Origin of the sequence: Bradyrhizobium arachidis (genome assembly GCF_024758505.1) — a bacterium.
In the GTDB taxonomy this organism is placed as follows: domain Bacteria; phylum Pseudomonadota; class Alphaproteobacteria; order Rhizobiales; family Xanthobacteraceae; genus Bradyrhizobium; species Bradyrhizobium manausense_C.
This window is the reverse complement of the sequence record NZ_CP077970.1, coordinates 351,410-370,421: the sequence shown is the minus strand read 5'-3', so window position 1 is coordinate 370,421 and position 19,012 is coordinate 351,410. Positions and strand designations below refer to the sequence as shown.

Annotated in this window: 24 protein-coding genes; 12 read left to right on the top strand and 12 right to left on the bottom strand. The window is 63.6% G+C overall.

Features of this window, described 5'->3' with window-relative positions; genetic code table 11:
* Positions 1–106: 106 nt before the first annotated feature.
* Complete coding sequence (locus KUF59_RS01805) at positions 107–310, top strand: hypothetical protein (RefSeq protein ID WP_212456208.1); 204 nt, start codon at positions 107–109, stop codon at positions 308–310.
* 172 nt (positions 311–482) lie between these two features.
* Here KUF59_RS01805 and KUF59_RS01800 read toward each other — a convergent pair whose 3' ends face one another.
* Positions 483–1,028: a hypothetical protein gene (locus tag KUF59_RS01800; protein WP_212456209.1), complete on the bottom strand. Its 546-nt coding sequence runs from the start codon at positions 1,026–1,028 to the stop codon at positions 483–485.
* Between the two features lie 163 nt (positions 1,029–1,191).
* Here KUF59_RS01800 and KUF59_RS01795 point away from each other — a divergent pair, with 163 nt between their 5' ends.
* Entirely contained in the window at positions 1,192–1,491 is a 300-nt protein-coding gene (locus KUF59_RS01795) for a DUF1330 domain-containing protein (RefSeq protein ID WP_212456210.1), read from the top strand.
* A gap of 4 nt (positions 1,492–1,495) precedes the next feature.
* Here KUF59_RS01795 and KUF59_RS01790 read toward each other — a convergent pair whose 3' ends face one another.
* Both KUF59_RS01790 and KUF59_RS01785 read right to left on the bottom strand, forming a co-directional pair.
* Positions 1,496–1,762 (bottom strand): hypothetical protein, encoded by a 267-nt coding sequence (locus KUF59_RS01790; RefSeq protein WP_212456211.1) that lies wholly within the window; start codon positions 1,760–1,762, stop codon positions 1,496–1,498.
* 89 nt (positions 1,763–1,851) lie between these two features.
* Complete coding sequence (locus tag KUF59_RS01785) at positions 1,852–2,079, bottom strand: hypothetical protein (RefSeq protein ID WP_212456562.1); 228 nt, start codon at positions 2,077–2,079, stop codon at positions 1,852–1,854.
* 189 nt (positions 2,080–2,268) lie between these two features.
* Between KUF59_RS01785 and KUF59_RS01780 the strand changes: the two genes are divergently transcribed.
* Entirely contained in the window at positions 2,269–2,484 is a 216-nt protein-coding gene (locus tag KUF59_RS01780) for a hypothetical protein (RefSeq protein ID WP_249140065.1), read from the top strand.
* A gap of 121 nt (positions 2,485–2,605) precedes the next feature.
* On the opposite strand, the gene KUF59_RS01775 is transcribed toward KUF59_RS01780, so the two are convergent.
* Positions 2,606–2,884 (bottom strand): hypothetical protein, encoded by a 279-nt coding sequence (locus KUF59_RS01775; RefSeq protein ID WP_212456212.1) that lies wholly within the window; start codon positions 2,882–2,884, stop codon positions 2,606–2,608.
* 156 nt (positions 2,885–3,040) lie between these two features.
* Between KUF59_RS01775 and KUF59_RS01770 the strand changes: the two genes are divergently transcribed.
* From KUF59_RS01770 to KUF59_RS01755, 4 genes are all read left to right on the top strand, one after another.
* Complete coding sequence (locus KUF59_RS01770; protein WP_212456213.1) at positions 3,041–3,439, top strand: metallopeptidase family protein; 399 nt, start codon at positions 3,041–3,043, stop codon at positions 3,437–3,439.
* 92 nt (positions 3,440–3,531) lie between these two features.
* Complete coding sequence (leuD, locus tag KUF59_RS01765; protein ID WP_212456214.1) at positions 3,532–4,137, top strand: 3-isopropylmalate dehydratase small subunit; 606 nt, start codon at positions 3,532–3,534, stop codon at positions 4,135–4,137.
* Positions 4,138–4,218: 81 nt separating this feature from the next.
* Positions 4,219–5,004 carry a glycosyltransferase family 32 protein gene (locus tag KUF59_RS01760; protein ID WP_212456215.1) on the top strand — a complete coding sequence of 262 codons (786 nt, stop codon included), beginning with the start codon at positions 4,219–4,221 and terminating at the stop codon, positions 5,002–5,004.
* A gap of 99 nt (positions 5,005–5,103) precedes the next feature.
* Positions 5,104–5,523, top strand: a complete 420-nt coding sequence (locus KUF59_RS01755; protein WP_212456216.1) for a helix-turn-helix domain-containing protein — start codon at positions 5,104–5,106, stop codon at positions 5,521–5,523.
* 120 nt (positions 5,524–5,643) lie between these two features.
* Here KUF59_RS01755 and KUF59_RS01750 read toward each other — a convergent pair whose 3' ends face one another.
* Positions 5,644–6,525: an HpcH/HpaI aldolase/citrate lyase family protein gene (locus tag KUF59_RS01750; protein WP_212456217.1), complete on the bottom strand. Its 882-nt coding sequence runs from the start codon at positions 6,523–6,525 to the stop codon at positions 5,644–5,646.
* Between the two features lie 129 nt (positions 6,526–6,654).
* Between KUF59_RS01750 and KUF59_RS01745 the strand changes: the two genes are divergently transcribed.
* A complete protein-coding gene (locus KUF59_RS01745) occupies positions 6,655–7,299 on the top strand; it encodes a carbonic anhydrase (protein ID WP_212456218.1) in 645 nt (214 codons plus the stop codon).
* Between the two features lie 230 nt (positions 7,300–7,529).
* Here KUF59_RS01745 and KUF59_RS01740 read toward each other — a convergent pair whose 3' ends face one another.
* Positions 7,530–8,564 carry an aspartate-semialdehyde dehydrogenase gene (locus KUF59_RS01740; protein ID WP_212456219.1) on the bottom strand — a complete coding sequence of 345 codons (1,035 nt, stop codon included), beginning with the start codon at positions 8,562–8,564 and terminating at the stop codon, positions 7,530–7,532.
* 117 nt (positions 8,565–8,681) lie between these two features.
* Between KUF59_RS01740 and KUF59_RS01735 the strand changes: the two genes are divergently transcribed.
* Together KUF59_RS01735 and KUF59_RS01730 are read left to right on the top strand one after the other, a co-directional pair.
* Positions 8,682–9,464 (top strand): hypothetical protein, encoded by a 783-nt coding sequence (locus KUF59_RS01735; RefSeq protein WP_258770094.1) that lies wholly within the window; start codon positions 8,682–8,684, stop codon positions 9,462–9,464.
* A 172-nt stretch (positions 9,465–9,636) separates the two neighbouring features.
* Positions 9,637–10,026, top strand: coding sequence for a hypothetical protein (locus tag KUF59_RS01730; protein WP_212456220.1), 390 nt, complete (start codon positions 9,637–9,639; stop codon positions 10,024–10,026).
* 175 nt (positions 10,027–10,201) lie between these two features.
* Here KUF59_RS01730 and leuB read toward each other — a convergent pair whose 3' ends face one another.
* Positions 10,202–11,314: a 3-isopropylmalate dehydrogenase gene (gene leuB / locus KUF59_RS01725; protein ID WP_212456221.1), complete on the bottom strand. Its 1,113-nt coding sequence runs from the start codon at positions 11,312–11,314 to the stop codon at positions 10,202–10,204.
* Positions 11,315–11,560: 246 nt separating this feature from the next.
* Here leuB and KUF59_RS01720 point away from each other — a divergent pair, with 246 nt between their 5' ends.
* The gene (locus KUF59_RS01720; protein ID WP_212456222.1) at positions 11,561–12,778 is read left to right on the top strand and encodes a YbfB/YjiJ family MFS transporter; all 1,218 of its coding nucleotides are present in this window, start codon (positions 11,561–11,563) and stop codon (positions 12,776–12,778) included.
* 115 nt (positions 12,779–12,893) lie between these two features.
* Here KUF59_RS01720 and KUF59_RS01715 read toward each other — a convergent pair whose 3' ends face one another.
* From KUF59_RS01715 to KUF59_RS01700, 4 genes are all read right to left on the bottom strand, one after another.
* A complete protein-coding gene (locus tag KUF59_RS01715) occupies positions 12,894–13,676 on the bottom strand; it encodes a molybdopterin-binding protein (protein ID WP_212456223.1) in 783 nt (260 codons plus the stop codon).
* A 15-nt stretch (positions 13,677–13,691) separates the two neighbouring features.
* Entirely contained in the window at positions 13,692–14,321 is a 630-nt protein-coding gene (locus tag KUF59_RS01710; protein WP_212456224.1) for a cytochrome b/b6 domain-containing protein, read from the bottom strand.
* Between the two features lie 185 nt (positions 14,322–14,506).
* Positions 14,507–15,061, bottom strand: a complete 555-nt coding sequence (locus KUF59_RS01705; protein WP_212456225.1) for a fasciclin domain-containing protein — start codon at positions 15,059–15,061, stop codon at positions 14,507–14,509.
* Between the two features lie 358 nt (positions 15,062–15,419).
* Positions 15,420–16,193 carry an SDR family oxidoreductase gene (locus tag KUF59_RS01700; RefSeq protein ID WP_212456226.1) on the bottom strand — a complete coding sequence of 258 codons (774 nt, stop codon included), beginning with the start codon at positions 16,191–16,193 and terminating at the stop codon, positions 15,420–15,422.
* 87 nt (positions 16,194–16,280) lie between these two features.
* Between KUF59_RS01700 and KUF59_RS01695 the strand changes: the two genes are divergently transcribed.
* Entirely contained in the window at positions 16,281–17,810 is a 1,530-nt protein-coding gene (locus KUF59_RS01695) for a malonate--CoA ligase (protein WP_212456227.1), read from the top strand.
* 167 nt (positions 17,811–17,977) lie between these two features.
* On the opposite strand, the gene KUF59_RS01690 is transcribed toward KUF59_RS01695, so the two are convergent.
* On the bottom strand, positions 17,978–18,979 hold the full coding sequence (locus tag KUF59_RS01690) for an adenosine kinase (RefSeq protein WP_212456228.1): 1,002 nt from the start codon (positions 18,977–18,979) through the stop codon (positions 17,978–17,980).
* Positions 18,980–19,012 lie beyond the last annotated feature (33 nt).

Here is a 19,012-nt window from a genome sequence, read left to right as displayed (position 1 = left end):
CGTTCCCTCACATTCTAACGATCCCGGCAATCGTGCCTTAAGCGGCGCCGGTAAGACTGAGGGCTCGTCGCGCGGCAGCGAGCCCAAGTCTTATTGGTCAAGTCGTATGGTCAACAAGCCCGAATATGTCGATCTCATCAGCGAAGCGACGCAGCAGCGCCGTCGGCGGGCTACGCCGTTGCGCGTCGTCGCACCACCCGAGGTCGAGGAGACCTCTCGGCTGAGCCGCTGGCCGCCCGCGATGTTCCGGCAATGGAAGATCGAGAATTTGATGCGCTGGAAAGCGTCGTCGTGGAAGCTGAAGGGCTGACTGTAGCCAATTTTTCCTTCGTCATGCCCGGGCTTGTCCCGGGCATCCACGTTCTTCAGCGTTGAGGCAAAGACGTAGATGGCCGGGTCATAGGCGAGCGGAAGCGACGCCGTCCTTCGGACGGCTATGCCCGGCCATGACGCGCAGCGGATAGCTTCAGCAACAACTCACATCACCAATAGCGGTACGGATAGTGCCAGCGATGCCAGCGGCAGACGCGGCGCGGGCCGTAATAGGTCCAGATGATCCGGCAGCGGCGCGGATAGTGGTAGTAGGGATAATAGCCGCCGTAATAGACGCGGCGGTGGAAGTGATGCCGGTAGTAGGGGCGATAGGCGCCGTAGTGGCGGAAGCCACCGTAGCGATAGCCGCCGATGTGAGAGCGATAGACCGGCGCGGCGCGGAAGCCTCCGATGTGGGCGCCACGGAAGCCGCCACCGTGATAACCACCGCCACGGAAGCCGCCGCCGTGGAAACCGCCGCCGTGGAAACCGCCGCCGCGAAAACCGCCACCATGGCCCCCGTGACCGCCGCCACCGTGACGAACCTGCGTGATCATGTCGTCGGACGCGGCCTTCGTCGCCGGCACCGTGGCCGGATTGATCAAAGTCACTGCCTCGGCGCGACGCGCTGTCCCCGCCGACAGCATCAGCGTTGCCACGGCCGCAAGCCCGAGGCCGCGCAGCACGCGCGCTCCGGGATCGATCATCCTCAGCATCAACGTCTCCCTGGATCTGAAGCTCTCGCAGGTACGTCGCGGCCTGCGCCAGCCCTCTTCAGTTGCAGTCGCTCCCAAAATTAAATTAGAGACAGCGAGGTGAATGCCTCATGAATGAACAACAGTTGCGGCAGATGCGCCGTGACGCGAAAGGAGATCTTGGATGACCGTCTACGCGATCGCGCAATTGAAGATGACCGACCGCGCGGCCTACGACCGCTATCAGGCAAAATTCTTCGACGTCTTCCGCAAGTTCAACGGCCGCCTGCTCGCCGCTGATGAAAGCCCGCGCGTGCTCGAAGGCACCTGGCCCTGCGACAAGCTGGTGATGATGTCGTTTCCCGACGAAGCGTCGTTCCAAGCCTTCTCGGATGCGCCGGACTATCTGGAGATATCGAGGGATCGCAAGGCGGGTGCGCAAGCCACCGTGCTGCTGGTGAAGGGCTTCAACCCTGGCGGCTAGCGCATCACCACCAAAACGGTCCGAAGCCGAACACGAAGGGCGCCGGCACGCCGTAGGGATAGGGCCGATAGTAGACGGGCCGCGCGTAGTAGCGGGGCTCGTAAGGCGGCGCGGCGCGCCAGGCGCCGGACTTGCGTTCATGTCGCCGTGCGCCGACGTCGGTCGCCTGAAACTTCGTTGCAGACTGCGTCGTGGCAATCGACGGAGTTGGCGCGGTCAGCGCCAAGCCTACAATGCCCACAGCCACGACCATTCCGATCCATTTCGTCATGACACCCTCCGCAACAGCCAGCATGCGGGCTTCATGACGTCATCCGCAAGCGAAAACAGGTCCGTCATCCGGACCTGTTTCGCACCGCGTCACCAGTGGCGGTGATGCCAGCGGTGCCAACGCCAGTGGTGATGATGCCAGCGATGCCCGCGCCAATGCACTTCCGTTGCGGGCTGCGCGGCATCCTGCACCGATTGCGCGGCGCCGGGATTGATCAGCGATACGGCCTGTGCGCGCTCCGCCGGCGCAGCCAGAGCGATCAACGCGCCGACGGCGGCGACACCAAACACCTTGCCGAGAACCTGGGTAGACGACATCTCGTTTCTCCTCCGATCTAGTTCGAACGTCGTGTGGCGACGTTGAGGAGAACGCTAGAGCGTGCGGCCTGAATCGTGTATGAATGGTCTTGCCGCAATGATGAATGCCGACCAACCGCGGCATGCCTACGACGTCAGCGCAGGCTTCACCTGCGCACCACAGCCAGCCTGATCGAACGAACGCAGGAGATGGTCATGGTCCGATCTCGTGGTCTGCGAATTTCCCGCTTCACCCTTGCGGCTTGCGCGCTCCTTGGCGCGAGCGCGGCACTTGCTGCGCAAGGACCGGGTGTCGATGCGGGAACGGCAAGCACCTTCACGCAGGCGGTGATGGCAATCCTGGTTTACGGCGCTTCAGTGCTGATCGTCGGCGCCGGCTTGATCGGCGCATTACGAAACCAATAGGGCGCGATACGATCTGACGATCGATATCGCTTATTTTGACTGAGCATGATCTCCGCGCAAACGCGTTCCGCGTTTGTCGCGAGGGAAAACCGGATTCCACTTTTCCGGATCATGCTCTGCGTCAGCCGCGGCGCCAGTAGCAGCTCATGCGCGGCACGATCACCGTGCCGCTCGGCCGATATTCCTGGACATAGGTGGCGTTGCACTCGCGCACCGCGTCGGGGCCGGGATTGTAGCGCGGGTACACCCGGTTCTCGTCGTCATAGTAATAGGGCTGCACGCGCAGCCTGGTCGGCGGCCGCTTGCGCGGCGGCGGCGCGTCTGGCGGAACGGCCTGTGCGAGCTGGCCGCCGGCCGTCTGGGCGTGGGCATCGGGGCAAAATGGCGAAAACAACCCCATGCAAAGTACCGCCACTGCCGCTATCCGCATCGTCCCGCTCACTGCAACGTTCCCCAAAAGCGCGGCGTACGCTCCCCGTTTTCGTGAGCCACGTCAACCGTATCAGCGGTTATAAAGCCGGATGCATCGCCTTGGAACCCGCGCTATGGAGGGAGCATGTGGACGGACCTGAAAGCGCCCTCGCTGGCCGAGATGGAGGTGATGGCGCACGAGATTTTCGAGCGCCTGCCGGCGCGGTTTCGCAAGCTATGCGAAGGCGTGATCATCCGGGTCGACGACTTCCCGACCGAGGAGGTGCTCGACGAGATGCAATGCGAGAGCGAGTTCGATCTGCTTGGCCTGTTCCAGGGGGTCGGGCTGCCGCACCAGAGCTCTGGCGACATCCCCCGCCTGCCCAACATGGTTTGGCTCTACCGCCGGCCGATCCTCGACTACTGGGCCGAGCATGAGGAAACGATCGGCCATATCGTCCGCCACGTCCTGATCCACGAGATCGGCCACCATTTCGGCCTGTCGGACGACGATATGGAGGCGATCGAGGCCCAGGCAGAGTAGGCAGGCAGACGAGACCTGCCGAATTCGGCCTAGGATTCGGGCCCCTTTCGGGATAAATAGCCCTCCCCTGACTTTAACCGGGAAGCCCAACCATGGAAAAGTTCACTACGCTGGAAGGCGTCGCGGCGCCGCTGAAGATCATCAATGTCGACACCGACATGATCATTCCGAAGCAGTACCTCAAGACCATCAAGCGCACCGGACTTGGCAAGGGGCTTTTCTCCGAGCAACGCTACAAGGACGACGGCAGCGAGAACCCGGACTTCGTGCTCAACCAGCCGGCCTATCGTAGCGCCAAGGTGCTGGTCGCCGGCGACAATTTCGGCTGCGGCTCGAGCCGCGAGCACGCGCCCTGGGCGCTGCTCGACTTCGGCATCCGCTGCGTGATCTCGACCTCGTTCGGCGACATCTTCTACAACAACTGCTTCAAGAACGGCATTTTGCCGATCCGCGTCTCCCAGGAAGACCTCGACAAGCTATTCGACGACGCCGAGCGCGGCGCCAATGCGACGCTGACGATCGACCTGCCGAACCAGGAGATCCGCGGTCCCGACGGCGGCAAGGTCAAGTTCGAGATCGATCCGTTCCGCAAGCATTGCCTGATCAACGGCCTCGACGACATCGGCCTCACGATGGAGAAGAAGGCCTCGATCGACACCTATGAAGAGAAGCTCAAGCGCGAGCGCGCCTGGGCCTGAAGCTGGCGTTTTGGTCGAGCCCCGGTGCTGACGGCGCCGGGGCTTTTTCTTTGCCGGCATTGTCCTTTATAGCTTGCGCCCATGTTGCCTGAAATCGTCACCTTCTGGCATGGCCCGATGGACGCCCTGCGCCAGACCTGTCTGCGCTCGCAGATTGCGGCCGGCCACAGGGTGACCGTCTACAGTTTTGACACCATCCCCGGCCTTCCCGCCGGCGTCGACAATGCCGACGCCGAAGCGATCCTGCCGCATGCGTTCTCCGAAAGACTGCGGCCGCCGCAGCCGGACGGAAGCTGGCGCGACTGGACCACGCTGCAGTTCAGCGATTTCTTCCGCATGAAGCTGATGGCGAAGCGCGCAGGCCTCTGGCTCGATGCCGATGTGCTGCTCTTGAGGCCGGTCGAGATCGATCCGGCAAAACCCTATTTCGCCTGGGAGCGGCCGCGCCAGCTCGGCAACTCCGTACTGTACCTGCCGCCCGAGCACGGCATCGTTCGCGCCTTCGAGAATCTGATGGAGCAGGACGAGTTGACGCCGGACTGGCTGTCGCTGCGCCATCGCATCACCTTTGCGATGCGCCGCCTGCGCGGTGGCTCCAACCGCCTCTCCGACATCCGCGTGGCGATTTTCGGACCGGCCGCATTGACCGCGCTCGCGCGTCGTTTCGGTGAGCTCGAGAATGCGTTGCCAAAACAGTCGTTCTATGCGGTGCACGCCGAACCAAGACTGTTCTTCGAGCCGTCGAGTTACCTCGGCTTGATCAGCGACTCCGAGATCATCGGCCTGCACATCTCACCCAAGGGACGCGGGGGCGAAAAGCCGATTCCGGGCAGCCTCTATGCCTGGGCGGCGGAGCGGTTTCGTTAGCCGGCTCTCGTGTAGTTTCTGTTTGATCCAGCGCAACGCGCTATTTTGCCGACGTGCTCTATTCGGAACCAAATCCTGGCAGCCGAATGGAGCTTCGCCATGAGCACCGAGACCAGACCTTATCCCGTGGTTCAGGACCTGATCGACGCCTTCGCCGGCTGGCTCAAGCATCGCCGCGAGCTGAGGGAAATGCGCGAGATGGACCGCTTCAACTTCGACCGCATCGCGAGCGATTTGCGGGTTTCACCGAGCGAGCTGGAGCAACTGGTTCGCCATGGGCCGCATGCCGCCGACGAACTGCCAAAGATGCTCGAGCAGCTCGGCATCGACGAGGAGCGTCTGAGCCGCACCCAGCCACTACTGCTGCGCGACCTCGAGCGTGTCTGCGCGCACTGTCCCGACAAGGTAAGGTGTCATCGCGATCTCGCTGACCACACGGCCGCCGAGCACTATCGGGAATTCTGCCTCAACGCGTCCACGCTCGAGACGCTGGATCACACGGCTGCGACAACCCATTGAGGGGCGCCATGCGCGTCTCACTGGCTCATATTGGATTGGCGATTGTCCTCGCCGTCGCGGCGCTGCTCGTCATCCGCCTGCACAACGCGGGCGGGATCGGCTGATCTTCGCTCCGCGCTGTTACGACTTGCCCATTGCTGCGATCGCATCGGCGATCGCGATCGTGCGCCGCGCCATCTCGGCATGCAGGCGCTCCACCATCTGCCCGTCGAGCCTGATCGCACCGCGCGAGGCATTCTCCGGCAATTCGAACGCCGCGATGATTTTTCGCGCACGCGCAACTTCGTCCTCGGGCGGCGTGAAGATCGCGTTGCAGGCGTCGATCTGGGAGGGATGGATCAGCGTCTTGCCGTCAAAGCCGAGATCGCGGCCCTGCGCGCATTCGGTGGCAAAGCCTTCGCTGTTGTTGATGTCGCTGTAGGGCCCGTCGAGGATTTCGAGGCCGTGGGCGCGCGTCGCCAGGATGCAATGCGTGATCATCGGGATCATCGCCGCGCGTCCCGGCAGCATCTTGATCCGCGTCTCGCGCGAGATGTCGTTCGGACCGAACACGAAACCTGCGAGCCGCGTTTTGGGATCGCGCGAGGCCGCCGAGAGCTCTTCCGCATGCAGCACGGCGCGTGCGGTTTCGATCATGGCCCAGACCTTGACATCAGGCGCAGCGCCAAGCTCGGCAAGCCGGCTGCCGATCGTGTCGAGATCCTCGGCGCTCGAGACTTTTGGAACGAGGATGCCGTCGGGCGAGGCCTTGGCGGCCATCGCGAGGTCGTCGCCCCACCAGGGCGTGTCGAGGCCGTTGGTCCGGATCAATATCTCGCGCTTGCCAAAACTCTTCGCCGCGATCGCATCCGCGATCTGGTCCCGCGCCACCGCCTTGGCATCGGGGGCGACGGAGTCCTCCAGATCCAGGATCAGGCCGTCGGCCGCCAGGTTGCGCGCCTTTTCCAGCGCGCGCGGGTTCGAGCCGGGCATGAACAAATGACTACGGCGCGGGCGGGTCATGAAATGATTTCCTCTGAACGGGTTCCCTGAAAGGCTCTTTTTGGCCGTTCTTCGATCGAGGCGATAGCACTTCGACTGCCTATTCGAAAGGCTTGTTCGGCCCTGCGGTATATGATTAGGCATGGGGCCATGATGACGTTCCCCCAGCACTTGCTTGACGGCTACAAGGCCTTTTCGACGCAGCGGCTGCCGACCGAGCAGACGCGCTACCGCGAATTGTCGGTAAAGGGGCAGTCGCCCGAGGTGATGGTGATCGGCTGCTGCGATTCCCGCGTCTCGCCCGAGGTGATTTTTGACGTCGGCCCCGGTGAGCTGTTCGTCGTCCGCAACATCGCCAATCTGGTGCCGGTGTATCAGCCCGACGGCAACGCGCATGGCGTCTCGGCCGCGCTGGAATATGCGGTCACGGTGCTGAAGGTGAAGCACATCGTGGTGCTCGGCCACGCGCAATGCGGCGGCATCCGCGCCTTCGTCGACAAGATCGAGCCGCTCACCCCCGGCGATTTCATCGGCAAATGGATGCAGATGTTCATCAAGCCCGGCGAGGTGGTCGAACAGCGCGAGCGCGAGACCATGGCGCAATTCGTCGAGCGCATCGAGAAGGCCGCCGTGTTCCGCAGCCTCGAAAACCTGCTGACCTTCCCGTTCGTGCGCAAATCAGTCGAAGCCGGCCAGATGCAAACGCACGGCGCCTACTTTGGCGTCGCCGAGGGATCGCTGTTCGTGCTGGATCAGGTGGCGAAGGAATTTCGCAGCATCAGAGCCGCGGCGTAGGCGGTTTCGTACCCTGCCGCATCAAACGAGATTGTCATCCCGGACAAGCGCAAGCGCAGATCCGGGATCCATAACCCCAGGCTCGCATTGTCGCGCAAGCCGGTAACCACGAGTCTTCGCCAAACCACTTCCTGTGGTTATGGGTCCCGGATCTGCGCGCCGCTATTGGACAACGCTACGCGTTGCCAAGAGCGCGCTTGTCCGGGACGACGAGAGGGGTTCAGCAGCTCTTACGCCGCCTTCTTCTTCGCGGTGATCAGCTTGCGGTTGATCAGCACTTCCGCGATCTGGATCGCGTTCAGCGCGGCACCCTTGCGAAGATTGTCCGACACGCACCACAGCGCGAGACCGTTCTCCACCGTCGCGTCTTCGCGGATGCGGCTGATGTAGGTGGCGTCCTCGCCGGCCGCTTCATAGGGCGTGGCGTAGCCGCCGGGCTCCTGCTTGTCGATGACGAGACAGCCGGGCGCCTTGCGCAAGATCTCGCGCGCCTCGTCCGCCGTGATCGGATTCTCGAACTCGATGTTGACGGCTTCGGAGTGGCCGACGAACACAGGCACGCGCACGCAGGTGGCGGTAAGCTTGATCTTGGGATCGAGAATCTTCTTGGTCTCCGCCATCATCTTCCACTCTTCCTTGGTGAAGCCGTCTTCCATGAAGACGTCGATGTGGGGGATGACGTTGAAGGCGATGCGCTTGGGGAATTTCTTCGCGACCAGCTCGTCATTGGTATAGACGGCCTTGGTCTGCGAGAACAACTCGTCCATCGCGTCCTTGCCGGCGCCCGAGACCGATTGATAGGTCGAGACCACGACGCGCTTGATGGTGGCCTTGTCGTGCAGCGGCTTCAGCGCGACGACGAGCTGCGCGGTCGAGCAGTTCGGGTTGGCGATGATGTTCTTCTTGGCAAAGCCCTTGGTCGCATCCGCGTTCACCTCGGGCACGATCAGCGGCACGTCCGGATCCATGCGCCAGGCCGAGGAATTGTCGATCACGACCGCGCCGGCGGCGCCGATCTTCGGCGACCAGTCCTTCGACACCGAGCCGCCCGCCGACATCAGGCAGATGTCGACGTCGGAGAAGTCGTAGTGCTCGAGCGCTTTGACCTTGAGGGTTCGGTCGCCATAGGAGACCTCGACGCCGACGCTGCGGCGCGAGGCCAGAGCCACGACCTCGTCGGCGGGGAATTTGCGCTCATCCAAAATGTTGAGCATTTCCCGTCCGACATTGCCGGTCGCGCCGACGACTGCGACTTTGTAACCCATCGTTCACTCTCCGATGAAAAAGCCCGTTCCTGAAGCTGACGCTTAAACAGGAAGAGCAGCGCTTCTATGCGAGAACCGCCCGCAAGACAACGTGTGACCGCGTCCCCCGGGCATTCGATGCAGCCGTTCGAGGCCGATTCGGCCGAAATTCCCGCTACGACCAGACTCCATCTGGCGCTGGCTGATATCGCCGACGAGATTGTCGGCACGCTCGCGCGCCTGCTCGCCTATGTGGGCACGCTGGCGCTGTTTGCCATCCTGGGCCTGGCCGCGCTCGGTCAGTTGCCGGCCTTGCGAGGCGACGAGGCCCCGACCAAGCTCGGCTGGAGCGTGGCGGACCGCTCGCATCCGGCCTTCGCCGTCAGCCAGATCGATTCATCAGATAAAACAGAGCCTTACACCATTCTAAGGCACCCCGAAGGGGGCCGCAGGGACGTCATCCGCTGGGCCGGCGATATGGCCGAGCTCGCCATCTACCGCACCGGCGGGGAATTCGACCCCACGCGGTCGGTCATCCCAGACATGGCCGACCGCATGGGTCTCGGCCAGCTCGTTTCGCTCGAGGAAGCCGGCACCATCGACACCAAGTTCGGACCGATTACGCTGTTTCGCCCGACCGGCACGGCCAGGCCCGCATCGTCCTGCCTCGGCTACCTCAAGCGGGTCGAGCAGCCCGCCCTGCTGATCTCAGGCTGGTCCTGCCAGGGCGACACGCTGCCCGCCCGCCGCGCCGCGATCGCCTGCACGCTGAACCGGCTGACCCTGCTGACCTCGGGCAATGAGCCCAAGCTGGCGGGATTGTTCGCCCAAGCCGAGCTCAAGCGGCGCACCTGCGGGCCGCTCGGCCCGGCTGACTGGGTGAACGGCGCCGCGAACGCGCAATTGCGCGGATCGCTTTGAGACGCATCGAGCCCAAATGGCCGGGACTACAAGTGGCTGGATTTGATGCAACTTTTGGCCGCGGGTCCGATTATTCCGGCCTGGTGTGACCCAATTGACCTAGTTGCGGTCACCTTTGCCGCGCTAGTATGCGGCGAAATTGCTTGGCGGCGTGCCGCCTGAAGGGGACCTGATGAGCTCGAAATTGACCGCCGCGAACAAAATGGCACTCTGGCTTGCGGCGGGCGCCGTTGCCGTCCTCGGTTTTGCCGCCTCGGCCGAGGCCAAGCCCAAGCGCTATTACGACGATCGCGGCCGCGTCTTTTACGGTCCGGGCGGCCCCAACGTGGTCTATCAGCAGGGCCCGCGCACCCGCATCTACGTGACCAAGCGCTCCTGGCTCGACGGCGGCACCGAGGTCAATCCGGGCGACCGCAAGTTCATGGACTACGCGTATCCGCCTGCGATCGGATACCCAACGTTCGCACGCGAAAACAACAACCGCCCGATCGATCGCCAGCCGCTCTCGACGCCGGCTGATGTCGGCGGCTATCCGACCGCCTTCCCATTGCCGTTGTATTGAGCTGAACGAGACATCTGCATCGAAATGGCCGGGCTCGTCCCGGCCATTTGCTTTTCTTGGCTGCGTCATTCCGGGGCGATGCGCAGCATCGAACTATGGTGCGCAATTGCGCACCTGAGAATCTCGAGATTCCGGGTTCGGCTCTTCGAGCCGCCCCGGAATGACGGCGTGAGCCTTACGCGTGCAGCTTCTGCAATTCCTTCAGGATCGCTTCGCCCATCTGCGTGGTCGAGGCAGCCTTGGTGCCTTCCGACTTGATGTCGGCGGTGCGCAGGCCGCTCGCGAGCACGGCGGCGATCGCCTGATCGAGCTTGTCGGCGAGCGCACCCATGTCGAAGGAGTAGCGCAGCGCCATGCCGAAGGACGAGATCATCGCGATCGGATTGGCGAGGCCCTGGCCCGCGATATCGGGCGCCGAGCCGTGCACGGGCTCGTACAGAGCCTTGCGCTTCTTGCTCTTGACGTCGACCTCGCCGAGCGACGCCGAGGGCAGCATGCCGAGCGAGCCCGTGAGCATCGCGGCGATATCCGAGAGCATGTCGCCGAACAGATTGTCGGTGACGATGACGTCGAACTGTTTTGGCCATTTCACCAGCATCATGCCGCCGGAATCGGCGAGCTGGTGCTCGAGCGTGACGTCGGGATACTCGCGCTTGTGGACCTGGGTCATGACCTCGTTCCAGAGCACGCCCGACTTCATGACGTTGCGCTTCTCCATCGACGTCACCTTGTTCTTGCGCTTCTTGGCAAGCTCGAAGGCGACGCGGCCGATGCGCTCGATCTCATAGGTGTCGTAGACCTGGGTATCGATGGCGCGCTTCTGGCCATTGCCGAGATCGGTGATGGTCTTGGGCTCGCCGAAATAGACGCCGCCGGTGAGCTCGCGCACGATGACGATGTCGAGACCCTCGATCGCCTCGCGCTTCAGGCTCGAGGCGTCCGCCAGCGCCGGATAGCACACGGCGGGACGCAAATTGGCGAACAGTGCGAGATCCTTGCGCAGCCGCAGCAGACCGGCTTCGGGGCGCACCTCGTAAGGAACCGCATCCCACTTGGGGCCGCCGACCGCGCCGAAGATGACGGCGTCGGCGTCCTTGGCCTTGGCCATGTCGCCTTCCGAGATCGACACCTTGTGCGCGTCAAAGGCGGCGCCACCGACGAGGCCGGTGTCGGTTTCGAATTTGGCAATGCCTGATGCATTCAGCCAGTCGATCAGCCGCTTCACCTCCCCCATCACCTCGGGGCCGATGCCGTCACCGGGAAGCAGCAGCAGTTTGTGGGTCGCCATGGTCCGTTCCTCTCGATCCTCTGTCGTCATTCCGGGGCGCGAGCAAAGCGAGCGAGCCCGGAATCCATCGGGCCACAGCGCGCGCGGGAAAATGGATTCCGGGCTCGCGCCTAACGGCGCGCCCCGGAATGACGGTCGGGGCGGAGTGCTAGTGCGGCATTGCAGGCTTGGCAAGACACCATTGCCGGGACGTGCCTGTGCAGGGGCGGCGGGGTCTGCCACAGTCCGACCTTGCCGGAGTACCTCTTGCACGCCCAAGACAGCTTTGCTCAAGACCGCCGCCCCTCGCACCACGCGCATCCCGCGCGGCTGATCCTGACGCTGTCGCTCGGCGCCACCGTCGGGCTCGGCATCGGCCGCTTTGCCTATGCGCTGGTGCTGCCGGACATGCGGGATTCCCTGCACTGGTCCTATTCGGCCGCCGGTTTCATGAACACCATCAACGCCGTCGGCTATCTGGCGGGCGCGCTGATGGCCTCCCGGCTGATCAAGCGGGTCGGCTGGGCGGCGGCGATCCGCGGCGGAACCCTGGCCTGCCTCGCCTCGCTCGCGCTGTGCGCGCTGACGGGCAATTTTTGGGCCCTGAGCCTGGCCCGGCTGGTCGCCGGGCTCGGCGCAGCGGCCGGGTTCGTGGCCGGCGGCGCGCTCACCGCCGTGATCGCCCAGTCGCGGCCGGAGCGGGCCAATTTCCTGCTCAGCCTGTTCTATGCCGGCCCCGGGATCGGCATCCTCGCCTCCGGGCTCATTGCACCCTTCACGTTGCAGTGGTTCGGTCCGGGCTCGTGGTGGATCGTGTGGTGGGCGCTGACGCTGCTCTCAGCCGCCATGACGATCCCACTGTTTCTGATCCGCATCGAGAGCACGACAAACTTTGCGGAAGGTAGCGGCGCCTCGTTCTCCATACTGCCGGTGCTGATCTATCTCGCCGCCTACTTCATGTTCGGCGCGGGCTACATCGCCTACATGACCTTCATGATCGCCTATGTGCGCGACGCCGGCGGCGGCGCTGCGGCACAGGCGGCGTTCTGGGGCCTGATCGGGGTCAGCGCCTTCGTCACGCCGTGGTTCTGGCGGCGCGTGCTGGCGCTGGACCGCGGCGGGCTCGCGACCGCGATCATCCTCGGCACCAACGCGCTCGGTGCGGCGCTCCCGATTCTCGGGACGTCGACCGCATGGCTTGCGACCTCCGCCATCGTGTTCGGCGTCGCCTTCTTTGCCGTGGTCGGCTCGACCACCGCCTTCGTGCGCTTCAACTATCCAGCCGCGGCCTGGCCGACCGCGATCGCAGCGATGACGATCTCGTTCGGCGTCGGGCAGACGCTCGGGCCGATCGTGGTGGGTGCGATCACCGATGCGCTGGGGAGCCTGTCATATGCGCTGAACGTGTCGGCTGCGCTGCTGGCGCTCGGGGCGGTCGCGGCGCTGTGTCAGCGGAAGGTGGGTCCGAAGCATTCGGTGCCGTAGGGTGGGTTAGCCTTGCGATTGCGCGAAGCGCAATTCGCTGGGCGTAACCCACCTCTTTTACGCGGCCACAGAAGTGGTGGGTTACGCTTCGCTAACCCACCCTACTGCTGCGGAGCTAGCTCCCGCTGAACGAATTGTACCCCTGGTCTTCCCAGTAGCCGCCCTTGTAGTCGTTGGTGACTTCCATCGAGACCACGTACTTTGGATTCTTGAAGCCGAGCTTCGTGGGCACGCGGATCTTCATCGGAAAACCGTAGGCGACCGGCAAGGTTTCGCCGGCGAATTTGAACGTCATCTGCGTCTGCGGATGCAGCGCGCTGCGCATGTCCAGTGGTGAGTTGTAGCCGTCCTTGTCGGCGCACTGGAACCAGACATATTTTGCGCGCATGTCGGCGCCGATCAATTTGAGGAAATCGCGGAGTGGCGTGCCGGTCCAGCTTCCGATCGCGCTCCAGCCCTCGACACAGATGTGCCGCGTGATTTGCGTGACCTGCGGCAACTGATTGAGCTCGTCCAGCGTCCACGACTTCTTGTTGTCGACGAGCCCGCGCACTTCGAGCTTCCAGGCCTTGCCGTCGACCTCGGGCGCCTCGTCGAGGCTGTAATAGGCGTTGAACGGGAACGGTTTTGTGATGGCGCTCTCTGGAAAAGTCGGGGCCAGCGCATCCGGATTGAAGATGAAGGCCTGAACGGCATCGTTGAATTTCGACACCGTCTTCAGCATCTCCTCGGCGGACGATGAGTCGATCACGTCGCAGCCGGTCAGCATCGTCAGCGCGCCAAAACTTGCGCCGGCCGTTAGGAAGCGGCGACGGGTCAGATCAGGCATCACTTTCAGCGAGTCCTTGACGAGGAGACGCTTGTCGACGCCGGGGATCAGGAACGGACGCTTGGCCATGTTTCAGTCTCCTAATCAGCGACCGATGATCATCGCGCGCAGGCTCTTCGGAACGAGCAGCGCAAGCGCGACGTGGATGACGAGGAAGGCGCAGATCGCGACCATGCAGAAGAAGTGCACGTAGCGCGCGGTCGGGTAGTCGCCGAACAGCGTCACCAGCCAATGGAGCTGCACGGGCTTCCAGATCGACAGGCCCGACAGCACCACGAGCACGCCGACCACGATGATCCCGGCATAGAGCGTTCGCTGCACGTAATTGTAGACGGTGAGATCGTCATGGCTGAGCTTGAAGGTGAGCGCGGCCTTGACGTCACCGATCACACCCGCCGGCGTGATCGGCAGGAGCTTTTTGCGGAAGCGGCCGGTGGCAAAACCCGTGACGAGATAGGCAAGGCCGTTGATCATCAAAAGCCACATCGCCGCAAAATGCCAGAGCAGCGCACCGCCGAGCCAGCCGCCGAGCGTGATGTCGCGCGAGAAGGTGAAGTCGAACAGCGGCGAGGCGTTGTAGATCTGCCAGCCCGACATGATCATCAGGATCATGGCAACGGCGTTGATCCAGTGCATGGTCCGGACCCAGGCCGGCTGGATGATTTTGGCCGGCGCGGCGCTCGCAGATGTCTCGGCTGCTGCTAGGGTGGACATGACGGTTCCGTTCTGTGAGATCGCGTGATGACGAGTATACGCCGCAATGCCGGTTTCGTTACGCCGGCCGGCCTATCGAATCGATGCCGGGGACGCATGGTAGTCACAAAAAAGCGAGCCGGAGGGACCCCCGGCTCGCGTTTCGCCGCACCCTGTCAGGGGGATGAAACAGGGTCGTCCGGTGTTTAGCTCGCCGGCATCAGCACGGTGTCGACCACATGGATGACGCCGTTCGACTGGTTGACGTTGGAGATCGTCACCATCGAGGTGCCACCCTTGGCATCGACGATCCAGGTCTTGCCGTCCATCTTCTTGACGGTGAGTTCCTCGCCCTCGGCGGTCTTCAGCTTCTTGCCTTCGGTGAGGTCGGAGGCTTCGAGCTTGCCGGGCACGACATGGTAGGTGAGGATCTTGGTCAGGGTCGCCTTGTTCTCAGGCTTGACCAGCGTGTCGACGGTGCCGGCCGGCAGCTTGCCGAAGGCGGCGTTGGTCGGCGCAAACACCGTGAACGGGCCCTTGCCTTCCAGCGTCGGAACCAGACCGGCCGCCTTCACCGCCGCGACCAGCGTGGTGTGGTCCTTCGAATTGACGGCGTTCTGGACGATGTTCTTGGAGGGATACATCGCGGCGCCGCCGACCATCACGGTCTTTTCCTCGGCGGAGGCGGGGGCGATGACGGTGGCGGTGAGGGCCAGTGCGCTGAAGGCTGCAGCGGCGAGATAGGCAATACGCTTCGACATGGAGAGTCTCCCGATAGTTGGTCCGGCGGGCTGCCGCCGGCGCTTGAGTTGGGGCAACAACGACACCTGCGTTGCGTCGTCGTTGGCCGAACTACGGGAGGATTTGCGAGGCGGTTTCGGACAAAAATTCTTTGTGATGCGTGAAACTTTGGCGAGGGGAGGCCGTGGGGTCTCCACCGTCGTCCTGGCGAAAGCCAGGACCCATTACCCCAGGGAGGAATCGTGGCGCGACGCTGGCAACCACGAGTCTTCGCCAAACTACTCCTTGGGGTAATGGGTCCTGGATCTGCGCTTCGCTCCTGACAACGCTACGCGTTGCCAGGAGCTGCGCTTGTCCAGGACGACAGGATGGAAAAACTCAATCCCTGTTGTTCGGCGTCTGGATGAACCCGCGATTATGCGTCGGGCTGATCAGGACTTCGTTGACGCAGACCCGCGCCGGCATCGAGGCAATGAACGCGATGGTGCGGCCGAGATCTTCGGATTGCAGCATCTTGGCCTGCTCCGCCTCGCTCGGCACGACCGGGCGCAGTTTCAGGATCGGCGTTGCCACCTCGCCCGGCATCAGGCAGCAGGCGCGCAGACCGTTGACGCATTCGTCCATGTTGAAGGAATGGGTCAGCGCCAGCACCGCATGTTTGGTCGTGGTGTAGGCCGGGCCCGGCATCTTCGAGACATGGCGGCCGGCCCAAGACGAGACGTTGATGATCGAGCCGTCCTGCTGCTTGCGCATCGTCGGCAGCACCGCGCGCATGCAATAGAGCACGCCGTTGAGATTGACCTGGACGAGCTGGTCCCATCCCTCCAGTTCCATGTCCTTCCAGCTTCGCTTGGGAACGTTGATGCCGGCATTGTTGACCAGCAGATCGATGCGGCCATGCTTGGCCACGATGGCGTCGGCAGCCTTCTGGGCGGCCGCAGCGCTGGACACATCAAGCGCAATCGCTTCCGCAGCGCCGCCGGCCTTGGTGATCTTCGCAACCACGGAATCGAGCTGCTCCTTGCGCCGGCCGGACACCACCACCGTCCAGCCGTCGGCCGCGAGCGCCTCCGCGCCGGCCTCCCCGATCCCGCTGCCGCCGCCCGTGACCCAGGCCACGTGCTTTGCCACGCGTTTCCCACCTTTTGTCATGCAAACTGTCTCCGTTGCTTGATCGGGGCTGTTTTTGCTAATCCAGCCCTCGCTTTTGGCCGGCTGGTGCCGGTGAGGGACTGTCGCATGAAGCAAGCTGCCAACGCCAATTTGTTTTCCCGCCTGTTCGACGGCCTGGACGATCCGACGCGCCTCGCGATCGAGACGCAGGACGGCGGCCGCATCAGCTATGGCGATCTGATCGCGCGCGCAGGCCAGATGGCGAACGTGCTGGTCGAGCGCGGGGTGAAACCCGGCGATCGCGTCGCCGTGCAGGTCGAAAAATCCGTCGCCAACATCGTGCTGTATCTCGGCACCGTGCGCGCCGGCGCGGTCTATCTGCCGCTCAACACCGCCTACACGCTGAACGAGCTCGACTACTTCATCACCGATGCCGAGCCGTCGCTGGTGGTGTGCGATCCCTCGAAGGCCGAAGGCCTCGCTGCGATCGCCGCAAAAGTGAAGGCCAAGGTCGAGACGCTCGGGCCCGACGGCAAGGGGTCGCTGACGGATGCCGCCGCCAAGGCGAAGAGCGAATTTGCGACCGTGCCGCGCGCGGCCGACGATCTCGCCGCGATCCTCTACACGTCAGGCACCACCGGCCGCTCCAAGGGCGCGATGCTCACGCACGACAATCTCGCGTCGAACTCGCTGAGCCTGGTCGACTACTGGCGCTTCACCGACAAGGACGTCTTGATCCACGCGCTGCCGATCTACCACACGCACGGCCTGTTCGTGGCGACCAACGTCACGCTGTTCTCGCGCGCGTCGATGATCTTCCTGCCAAAACTCGATCCGGACCTGATCATCAAGCTGATGGCGCGCGCCAGCGTGCTGATGGGCGTGCCGACCTTCTATACGCGCCTCCTGCAAAATCCCGCGCTGTCGCATGAGACGACGAAGCACATGCGCCTGTTCATCTCGGGCTCGGCGCCGCTGCTGGCCGAGACGCATCGCGAATGGTCGGCGCGTACGGGGCATGCCGTGCTCGAGCGCTACGGCATGACCGAAACCAACATGAACACGTCGAACCCCTATGACGGCGAGCGCGTGCCCGGCGCGGTCGGCTTTCCCCTGCCCGGCGTTTCGTTGCGCGTCACCGAGCCCGAGACCGGCAAGGAGCTCGCGCGCGACGAGATCGGCATGATCGAGGTGAAGGGCCCGAACGTGTTCAAGGGCTATTGGCGCATGCCGGAAAAGACGAAGTCGGAATTCCGGCCCGACGGCTTCTTCATCACCGGCGACCTCGGCAAGATCGACGCAAAAGGCTACGTCCACATCCTCGGCCGCGGCAAGGATCTCGTGATCTCGGGCGGATTCAACGTCTACCCGAAGGAAATCGAGAGCGAGATCGACGCGATGCCGGGCGTGATCGAGTCAGCCGTGATCGGCGTACCCCATGCCGATTTCGGCGAGGGCGTCACGGCCGTGCTCGTCTGCAACAAGGGGGCCGAGGTGAGCGAAGCCTCAGTGCTGAAGGCGCTCGACGGACGGTTGGCAAAGTTCAAGATGCCGAAGCGTGTGTTCGTCGTCGACGAACTGCCGCGCAACACCATGGGCAAGGTGCAGAAGAATATTTTGCGCGACACTTACAAGGATATTTACGCAAAGAAGTAAGAGGCGCGGCTGCGCCTCATTCTCGGTGTCGTCCTGGCGAAAGCCAGGACCCATTACCCCAGGGAGCGGTTGTGGCGCGACGGCGGTAACCCCGAGTCTTCGCCAAACTTCTCCCTGGGGTTATGGGTCCCGGGCTCGCGCTTCGCGCGCCCCGGGACGACAGTGTGCTAAATCGCCAGCCCGTTTTCCTGCGCAAGCTGCTTCAGCGACACGAGCGGACGTGCGCCGATGTGCTGGATCACCTCAGCCGCGGCGAGCGCACCGAGCTGGCCTGCAGTCTTGTGCGGCAGGTCGCGCGCGAGGCCGAACAGGAAGCCGGCGGCGAAGAGGTCGCCGGCGCCGGTGGTGTCCACGAGCTTTGCGATCGGCGCGGCTGCGACCTCGACAGCGTCCTGCGGCGAGATGGCGACGCAGCCTTTTTCGCTGCGCGTGACCACGCCGAGATTGACGTCGTTGCGCAGTTGCTTCAGCGCGGTGGCGAAGTCCGAGGTCTGGTAGAGCGAGTGCAGCTCGGATTCGTTGGCGAACACGATGTCGACAGTGCCGTTCTTCATCAGCGCCAGAAATTCGTCGCGATAGCGATCGACGCAGAAGGAATCCGACAGCGTCAGCGCCACCTTGCGCTTTGCATCATGCGCGATCTTGGCGGCCTTGACGAAGGCGTCCTTCGCGTTCTTGGGGTCCCAGAGATAGCCCTCGAGATAGACGATGCGCGCGGCCGCGATCTCGTCCGGATTGATGTCGGCGGGCGACAGGTCCTGGGCCGCACCGAGATAGGTGTTCATGGTGCGCTCGCCGTCCGGCGTCACCAGGATGTAGGAGCAGCCGGTGGCCGGGCCAGACTTGGCGGCCGGAGTGTCGAAGGCGACGCCGGCTGAGCGGATGTCGTGCACATAGAGCTCGCCGATCTTGTCGTCCTTGACCTTGCCGACATAGGCGGCCCGCGCCCCCAGGCTCGCGATGCCGACGATGGTGTTGGCGGCCGAACCGCCGGACACTTCGGTCGCCGGGCCCATGTCCTTGTAGATGGCCGCGGCACGGGCCTCGTCGATCAGGGACATGCTGCCCTTGGTCATGCCATGCTTGGCCAGAAAGGCCTCGTCGGTCGTGACCAGCACGTCGAACAGCGCGTTGCCGATGCCCAGAACGTCATATTTCGCGTCAGCCATTCACCTTGATCCCGTTGCCCAATTGCGGTTGCG